Below are 9,187 nucleotides of genomic sequence, written 5' to 3'. Positions count from 1 at the left end.
GATCTTGATAGACCGGGTCGGCCCATGGCCATTCGTATCCAAATATTCTGAGTTTGATATCAATAAGGCGGTGAATCAAAAGGAGTAGAAATGAACTGGAAAAATTTAACCATTGGAAAGCAGATTGGTGTGGGTTTCGGGGTTGTAATTTTGCTTTTGATAATGCTGGGAGGGCTCAGTTTCATCGGGGTTGGAGGTGTCGTTGATAATGCCGAAGAAGTCATTGACGGCAATAAACTGGACGGGAATCTGGCCCAGAAAGAAGTGGATCATCTGAACTGGGTGAACAAGGTAAACGCATTGCTGACGGACAAAGAGATTACCAAGCTGGAGGTGGAGACAGATCATCACAAATGCGGATTCGGAAAATGGCTCTACGGAGAAGAGCGAAAAGAGGCAGAGTCCATGGTTCCGTCCCTGCAACCCCTGTTAAAGGAGATTGAAGCGCCCCATAAACAGCTTCATGATTCTGCCATCGCCATCGGAAAGGTATTCAGTCAAGCTGATCAAAAACTGCCAACCCTGTTGACCGAACGGGAGGTGGATCATTTCAAATGGGCCGCCAAGATTCGAGATGCTTTTATTCAAAAGCATGACTCCCTCGGAGTTACAATGGATCCGACCCAGTGTGCCCTGGGCAAATGGCTGCAGTCCAAGGCGGCCGCACAGGTGTATGAAAGTGGAGATGCAGAGTTTAAAAATGTCTGGGATGATATGGTGGCAGCACATACAGAACTTCATAAATCTGCGGTCGATATTGAAACCCACCTGGCATTTGAGAAATTGTTTCGGTTGGAAACGGATATACAGGAAATGAACAAAGAATTCGAACAGTTAGGGCATACCCTTTTGGACGTGCTGAAAAAGGGCATGGGGTCCGTCATTGATTCGTCAAAGGAAAAAGCCGCCAACTCCGGGGATACGGTGGCCATGAACCGGTGGGGCAATCTCGATATGATCATGAATGAACAGGTTATCCAACCTTTTTTAACCGCACGTCTGGCCCTATATAAATTTGAGATCGGAAAAACCGAACAAGAATGGAGTGATTATCAGGGCAAGGTGCGTATCTTCAGGGCTGGAATCGACGCCTTGCAGAAATTAAGCCGAGGGGAGTCGGCTTTGGAGCAGGTCATGGTCCGGCTCAAGGATCTGGCCGAACAATGGTCTGCCAAGTCTGAAATCTATTACAGATCCATAATGGAGGAAAATAAAGCCAATGCATCCGTCCAACAAGCCCTGGACATATACAACACCCAGACCCTGCCGCTGCTGGACAAAACCATCGCCCGGCTTCAAGATCTGAAAAAAGAGGCAGAGCACGAGCTTCACGGAATGCGCGAGGCCTCCCGCATTTATGCCAGCCAGACCATCCCGGCCCTGAAAGAGGTTCAGCGGCTTTTGGGAAATATCAGAAAAGAGGCCAGACAGCATATCATGACCGACGAAATCATGCTGGAGGCAGCTAACGGAACTAAAAGAAATGTGGTTATTACGGCCGTGGCAGCCATTCTGGCAGGGGCTTTTCTGGCCTTTGTCATTGCCCGGGGCATTATCAGTGTTCTGATCCGAATCAGCGATGGTTTAGGAGAAGGCGCCAACCAGGTAGCATCTGCATCCAACCAGATTTCTTCATCCAGTCAGTTCATGGCCGAGGGATCTTCTCAGCAGGCCGCGGCTATAGAAGAGACCTCATCTTCCATGGAGGAAATGGCCTCCATGACCAAGAAGAATGCCGAGAACGCAAGCCATGCAGATAGCCTGATGAAAGAATCCAACCAGATCGTGGTCAGCGCCAATCAATCCATGGCGCAACTGATCCGGTCCATGGAAGAGATCACCAAGGCCAGCGAGGAAACATCAAAGATTATTAAAACCATCGACGAAATCGCCTTCCAGACCAATCTCCTGGCTCTGAATGCCGCTGTGGAGGCAGCCAGGGCCGGTGAGGCCGGGGCCGGTTTTGCAGTGGTGGCCGATGAGGTCCGGAACCTTGCCATGAGAGCCGCTAGGGCAGCCAAGGATACGGCAGAACTCATTGAAGATACGGTGAAAAAGGTAAATGACGGTTCGGATATCGTCACCGCCGCCAACCAGGCATTAGGCCAGGTGACTCAGAGTTCTGAAAAGATAAGCCATCTGGTGGCTGAAATTTCTGAAGCTTCCCGGGAACAGTCAGACGGGATAGATCAAGTCAACAAGGCCATCGCGGAGATGGATACAGTGGTTCAGCGGAATGCGTCCACTGCCGAAGAATCTGCCTCTGCCGCAGAGGAAATGAATGCCCAGGCCGAGCAACTTCGGGATTATGTCTTTGAACTGTCCATGATGGTAACCGGAAAAAAATAGAACCTGTCGCTGGGATATACCCCCATTTTCTCATGGTGTACCGGAATTTTTTCCATAAAACTGAACCATCCGGCAAATTAACTTAAAATTTGAGATCGGCCCGGATAATCTTGACCGGATAATCTTGACCGGATCATTCTGGCCGGATCTCAATTTTTAAGTGACATTGAAGCGGTGCTGATCAGATCCTGATCTGCCCGTTCCCCCAGGCCACAAATTTAGTGGTGGTCAGCTCTTTTATGCCCATGGGGCCGTAGGCGTGCAACTTGGAGGTGGATATGCCGATCTCAGCGCCCAGGCCCAGCTGCCCTCCGTCATTGAACCGGGTGGATGCATTGACAATGACAAGGGATGCGTCCACTTCCCGGATAAAGCGTCGGGACCGGTTCAGGTCCGTTGTGATGATCGCTTCTGTGTGGTTGGAGCCGTAGGCCGCGATGTGGGCCATGGCGTCATCCATGTCCTTAACCACCTTGACGGCCAGAATCAGATCCAGGTATTCCATGGGCCAGTCCGCTTCGGTGGCGGGAACGGCATCGGGAAGTATTGCGCAGGTTTTAGGGCATCCCCTGAGGGTGACACCGGCCTGGGTCAGTGCCTTGTGGACCATGGGCAGAAATTGTTGGGCCACACCTTCATGAACCAGCAGGGTTTCCAGGGCATTGCATACCCCGGGCCGCTGGGCCTTGGCATTGAGTACGATGCTCACGCCCATCTCCAGGTCCGCCAGGTTATCCACATAGGCGTGGCAGACCCCTTTGTAGTGCTTGAGGACTGGGATGCTTGAGGCTGCCACCACATGGCGGATCAGACCTTCTCCACCCCGGGGGATGATCAGGTCGATATATTCTTCCTGCTTGAGCATGATATCCACGGCAGCCCGGTCCGATGTGGGGATGACTTGAACTGCGCCGGCCGGCAGGCCTTGGGTGGAAATACCCTGTGCGATGGCCCGGGCCAGGGCCTGGTTGGAGTGAATCGCTTCGGAACCGCCCCGCAGGATGACGGCATTACCGGCCTTCAGGCACAGACCTGCGGCATCCACGGTGACATTGGGCCTTGATTCGTAGATAATGCCGATAACTCCCAACGGAATGCGCATTCTGGCCATTTCAAGACCGTTGGGCCGGATGGAGGAATCCGATAAGGTGCCCACGGGATCTTCCAGGCCCGCCACATATTCCAGCCCTTCAACCATCCCGTCCAATACCTTATCGGTAATGGTCAGCCGGTCGATCATGGCATCGGACAACCCGTTTTCCCGGGCCACTGCCACATCCTTTGCGTTTTCCGCCTGGATGAGCTCTTTATCCTTTTCCAACTGCCGGGCAATGGCAAAAAGCGCCCTGTTTTTCTGTTCTGCAGACAGGGTTGCCATAATGCGGGCTGCTGCCCTGGCCTGTTTGGCAATTTGAATGATCTGCTTTTCCAAAGACATAGAATGCTTCTCCTTTATGTTTATCCCGAAATCAGTTATGAACGGGCATCATCGGGGTATGCGGTGATCATAAGATTATCCCTGTGAATCACCTCGTCATAGGATATAAAACCTAAACGTTTCTTAATCTGGCTGGTCTTGCAACCCATGATTTTTAATATATCCGAGGCACTATAATTGACCAGGCCCATGCCCAGGACCACTTTGTCCTCTGTAATGAATTCCACGGGGTCGCCCACCTCAAAATAGTCTTCCACCCGGGTAATGCCTGACGGCAAAAGGCTTTTCCCCTGTTCCACCACGGCTTTCTGGGCACCTTTATCTATGGTGATTCTTCCCTTGGCCTGCAGGGTCAGGCCGATCCAGTTTTTCCTGGATGAAGGCTTTTGACCATTGGGGACAAAATAGGTGCCGGTATAATTGTTGTTTGCAATTTTGACCAGGATATCCTGTTCCAGGCCGCAGGCAATGATCATGGGGATGCCTGCCGCAGTCAGCTTTTTGGCGGCGCTTATTTTGGTGCCCATGCCCCCTGTACCCAAGGGTCCTGCAATCTTTCCGGCCATGGCCTCGATATCGCTGCCCATGGTGGTTACCTCTCTGATAAGCTGGGCATCGTCATGGACCCGGGGATCTTTGTTGTACAGGCCGCCGATATCGGTGAGGTTGATCATCAGGTCAGCGTTAAGCAGCATGGTGATCATGGCGCCCAGGTTGTCGTTGTCCCCGAATTGCAGGGATTTCACAGCCACGGTGTCGTTTTCATTGATAATGGGCAGCACCTTCCATTCGAGGAGCGTATTCAGTGTGTTCCTGGCATTTAGATACCGGACCCGGTCGCACAAATCGCCTCTGGTCAAAAGAATCTGGGCCACTTTCCGGCCGCAGTGCTCCATGGCCTTTTCCCATTCACGGATCAGATCGGCCTGGCCGATGGCGCAAACCGCCTGGCGTTTGGGGGTTTCCGACGGCCTTTTTTTCAGACCGATTTTTTTAACGCCCGCAGCCATGGCCCCGGAGGAGACAAGGATCACTTCTATGCCTCGGTCATGGAGTACACAGATTTGTCTTGCAATGCTGTTGATGATATCAATGTTGAGGCTGTTTTTCCGGGTCAGCACCCCTGAGCCTACTTTGACTACAATGCGTCTGCATGTGATCCGGGCTGAAAATTGCTGGTCGGTGTTCATTTATATGTTCCAGGTTTTAAAAAAGGCGGCAACGGGCCGCACACTAATCGTCTTTATAGACACCCAATAATGGGCCAAAAATTAAACCATAGCGCGAATGATTGCAAGGTATGATTTTTTAGGTTGCATAGTCTTTGTGATGGAAAAGGCAAAATATAGCTGGTACATTGATTGCCTGAAAATTTTGGGGCAAAGATAAATGAAGGGGGGGTCTGGTAAATATTTTAAGCCCCCACCCCTTCCTGTTCTGGATCACCGTTGGTGTACCCGTGGCGTCCAAGGCCTGGCAGATTCATCCCGGGGGTGCCATTGGATTTGTGACCGGTTTCTATCTGCTGCTTGTGGGCTCCAAACTGGCCCTGGCCTTTGTGGTGGCCAGGACCCGCAGCTTTTTAACCGGTGCCACCTACGTCTGGACCATGCGGGTGCTGGGTCTTTTTCTGTGTTGTTTTGCCTGGGGGCTTGGCCGGGAGGGGGCAGGGCTTCTGGGGTTGTGAGCATTTCCAGGGCAATCGCATTTAACTTGCTTGCAGTTTTAATGTTAAACAATAAAGGATACCCCAAGATGTGTGATGGGTCTAAAACTTTGAATCTAAGTATTTATAGACATGTTTTGCATGGGACCAGCCCCTTTCTGTTTAAAGGCTTGATGGTCAAAACTATTAATAATAGTCCAGGGTTTGAAATTCCACATTGAGGACATTTCGATATCGATGTAGTCCACAGTGAGAATGGAAATGATCCCATCCACAATACTTCTGCTATTGAATGCTGTTTTAAAGTAGGCCTGGGCGACTGATAATACCATTATTGAGGACCCTGGCATTTCTCATCGGATTAAGGATATTATTAACTCGCTTGAATTATTAGGGAGCTTCCTTTAAGTATATTTTTTATAAAGAGAATATTCCTTGACGAGCCCTGCAAGATTTGTAATGGAACGGTATTCGTATGGGCGTCATGATTTTTTTTTCTACTGTTTTTTTATATGTGAGGCGCCTGATTTGGCAACTATCAATTTTGTGGAGGTGATGAATTAGTATTGGGATTCTGCCCAAGGAAACTATTTAGGGAATCCGTGTTTGAGGTTGGCATTGGAAAGGCGATTGAAGAATTTCAATTCATGCAGTCCAAATTAGTGAGGTATTAATATACTTCTTGCCTTTTGATAATAGCCTGATTGCTGTCCAAATTCATTGATTTTGAAAGTTCTAATTTATTATGTCGGTGGAAGTCAACAAAGCAGAATTGATAAGTGATATGACAAAAAAAATGAGATTTTTAGGGCATTATTCGAAGTCAGATATCGAAGCTCTTGAAAACAAGCCAATTACAAAATTACTCGAAGAAAATCAGATTCTTTCGTATTTGGTTAAGATCCATTCTAATCCTTTTAATATTATACGATACAAAGCCATAAAAAGAAAGAAATTTGATCCGGCTTTTGAACCATTTTTGAATGGAATTAGTCTGATAACTAAAAATAAAAACACCTACAAAAAACGAAGAATTAATGCCTTTATGAAGCATGCGTCTACCTCAAATTTGTTATTACAATATTTGTTGGCATTGACACAAATTTCTTTATATTATGATAAAAAAGATATTCGGTTAACATATTTCCATAAAGTGATTTTTGAATATTTTAAAGAGTCAAAAATTGATTTTTTGTTATATCGCAAACCAATGGCATATACATGGAAGGAAAAGCATTTGATGATGGCTTTATTGCAGATTGCCATTCATTCTAATTTACCAATAGAAATGTTGGATGATTTCTGGAAACGCGAAAGAGAATCGAATCAAAATTCGCTCTTGTTTCAACAAATAAGTGTCGATATGCAAATTAGTAAAAGGCATATAAATCCACTCGAACCGATTAAATGTCCTCGAAATCAAAATTTGCTATTTGGTAAAGATAAAAAATTTTATGACTTATCCATTTATGAATACGGACATGCTTTTTGGGATGCTTTATATAATTAATTTGTGATTATGGATTTAAATCAGTTTTCAAATGATGATTGTCTAATTGTGTATGATTGGGTTGGATCTCTTTTAATGATGGGGTCTTTATGGGGCTGGATTTATTACAAAATATCTCCATTAATAAAAACAAGAGTTGACAGGAGTGAACAACGTTGTGATGAGATAAAAAATGAACTTTCGGTTACGTACGAAAACTATTTTAACGGACTTCCTCCGTTTACGAATTTAATTAAGTACCAACAAAAAATTAGGATTTATCCTACGACCTCATTTAAAAGCTATATACTTATAAAATTTGAGGAGATCCGGATTAGAAAGAGGCTTTTAAAATATGGATTAGTGACCGATGAAGATACAAGACAATGGGAACAACAAACTGACGAATCCAATTACATATTCAAAATGTTAGTCATGCTTAAAGTTAGCTCAATAAAAGCAAAATTTCAGTTGGGCATAGCAAAAGGAATTGATGCTATCACAAAATCAATTTTTTCTGGAAAACTCTCTATTGTTTTGTTCGTTTTGGGATTTATTTTGTGGAATTTATCGAGACTGTTGATGCTATATAAATAATTGTCTATTATCAGGCATTATGAAGTTTGCTAAAAACTCAGTTGATAGAGAAAATATTTGATGCCTGAGAATCCTGTACTCAAGGCAACGCTGGATGCATTTGACCTTGACAACTAACGATGAGATAGATTTAAAGTTTAATCAAGAACATTATAACCTGCTAATGAAATGTTCTAAAAAGCGGGATATGACTGAATGGAATGACTTTGTCGATAATCTTGAGGATGAAAAAATTTATTTAGAATATGCTGATTTAAGAAATCCTGATTCAAGATCCTCATGGTTTGTGGGAGTTAATTTAAAAAATGCGATTTTAAAAAGTGTCAATTTTGAAGATGCTATACTCACAAGCGCCCAATTAACGAAATCAAATCTATCGAATGCGAATCTTAAAGGTGCCTGCATTCGTTCAGCTAACCTTGAAAAGACAACTCTTGTGTGCGCTAATCTGAAATATGCAGACTGTATGGGTGCTAATTTCAAAGAGGCAAACCTGAGTTACGCTGATTTGGAAAGAACTCATTTTATGTGGACAAAATTAAACAATTCAAATTTTTACAATTCAAATTTAAGGGGGGCAAGTTTTAATCAGGCAAATCTTGAAAACGCCTATCTCAATGAAGCGAACCTTTGTGATACCGTTTTCCGCGAAGCTAATCTTAAATCAGCACGTTTCTGTATGGCAGGGTGCAACGCCTTTACTAAAATTATTGACTGCTTTTTTGATAAAAATACAGATTTTCGTGGTGTAAGCATAGACACTATTCAGTGGAATCCTGGCTATAAACAATTGGTTGAATATAATAACCGCAAACTCAATTGGTTTGAATGGTATTCCGAGCATAAAATGCTACAATGGCCTTTTAGGTTTTTTTGGAATTTTTCTGATTACGGACATTCTAGTATTAGAATTATAACGTGGTTCGTATGTTTGTCAGTACTATTCGGAGCGCTATACTTTTGTTTTCCCGATATGGTTGAAGGGTTGTATAATAACAATATGCCTACAGGTTTTGTTGCGCTAAGGGCATTTTATTTCTCAATAGTGACCATGACGACACTCGGCTTTGGAGATATATATGCTAATTCGAAAGGCCCTTGGAATTGGTATAATTATTGTGGGCATTTTTTATTGATTCTTCAGGTAATTTTAGGCTATTTTATACTTGGGGCTTTAGTAACCCGTCTCTCAATTATATTCAGTTCAGATGGACCATCGGCTGATTATGAAAAAAATAAATCTAAATTGGGATGGTTGGAGAGGATTCGTACCTTTTGGTATAAATAATGTATATGGCGTGTGGGGAGCACATCTTCATTATTGACCTTATAAATTTAACACAAGTCAAATACTGAGGATACTCCGCAGACAATGCCGTTGACTTAAGAAAAATAACCCTAAAATCAAGCTGTTATGTCACATTTTATTAAATGTTTTACTGCCTTTCAAACCGATCCAGTAATTTTCAAAAATACCAAGATGTCTGAATATAAAGGTCATGGAAATTTCGAGAGGTTCACCCCTCCCTCACGCCTTGCTCAGATATAGAACATTAACATATTGAAATTACGCGTCATTTTCTTAAGTCAACGGCATTGACTCCGCAGATTTAGATCATTAAGGGCTCTCCGAGCTTTCCCGTGGTAG

7 protein-coding genes are annotated in these 9,187 nt (G+C 44.6%); 5 read left to right on the top strand and 2 right to left on the bottom strand.

Annotated elements, in window-relative coordinates; genetic code table 11:
- Positions 1–90 precede the first annotated feature (90 nt).
- Positions 91–2,349: a methyl-accepting chemotaxis protein gene (locus B3D59_RS12135; RefSeq protein WP_286820096.1), complete on the top strand. Its 2,259-nt coding sequence runs from the start codon at positions 91–93 to the stop codon at positions 2,347–2,349.
- Positions 2,350–2,530: 181 nt separating this feature from the next.
- On the opposite strand, the gene B3D59_RS12130 is transcribed toward B3D59_RS12135, so the two are convergent.
- Positions 2,531–3,787, bottom strand: coding sequence for a glutamate-5-semialdehyde dehydrogenase (locus B3D59_RS12130; RefSeq protein WP_286820095.1), 1,257 nt, complete (start codon positions 3,785–3,787; stop codon positions 2,531–2,533).
- Positions 3,788–3,822: 35 nt separating this feature from the next.
- On the bottom strand, positions 3,823–4,977 hold the full coding sequence (gene proB, locus B3D59_RS12125) for a glutamate 5-kinase (RefSeq protein WP_286820094.1): 1,155 nt from the start codon (positions 4,975–4,977) through the stop codon (positions 3,823–3,825).
- Between the two features lie 269 nt (positions 4,978–5,246).
- Here proB and B3D59_RS12120 point away from each other — a divergent pair, with 269 nt between their 5' ends.
- The 4 genes from B3D59_RS12120 (at position 5,247) to B3D59_RS12105 (ending at position 8,827) form a co-directional block, all read left to right on the top strand.
- Positions 5,247–5,474 (top strand): hypothetical protein, encoded by a 228-nt coding sequence (locus tag B3D59_RS12120; RefSeq protein ID WP_216594024.1) that lies wholly within the window; start codon positions 5,247–5,249, stop codon positions 5,472–5,474.
- Positions 5,475–6,237: 763 nt separating this feature from the next.
- Positions 6,238–6,963 carry a hypothetical protein gene (locus B3D59_RS12115; RefSeq protein ID WP_286820093.1) on the top strand — a complete coding sequence of 242 codons (726 nt, stop codon included), beginning with the start codon at positions 6,238–6,240 and terminating at the stop codon, positions 6,961–6,963.
- A 9-nt stretch (positions 6,964–6,972) separates the two neighbouring features.
- Positions 6,973–7,539 (top strand): hypothetical protein, encoded by a 567-nt coding sequence (locus B3D59_RS12110; RefSeq protein WP_286820092.1) that lies wholly within the window; start codon positions 6,973–6,975, stop codon positions 7,537–7,539.
- 106 nt (positions 7,540–7,645) lie between these two features.
- Entirely contained in the window at positions 7,646–8,827 is a 1,182-nt protein-coding gene (locus B3D59_RS12105; RefSeq protein ID WP_286820091.1) for a pentapeptide repeat-containing protein, read from the top strand.
- Positions 8,828–9,187 lie beyond the last annotated feature (360 nt).

Source organism: Desulfobacter sp. UBA2225 (assembly GCF_002348205.1).
Classification (GTDB): Bacteria; Desulfobacterota; Desulfobacteria; order Desulfobacterales; family Desulfobacteraceae; genus Desulfobacter; species Desulfobacter postgatei.
The sequence above is the reverse complement of the archived record's forward strand: the minus strand, read 5'-3'. Positions and strand labels throughout refer to the sequence as shown.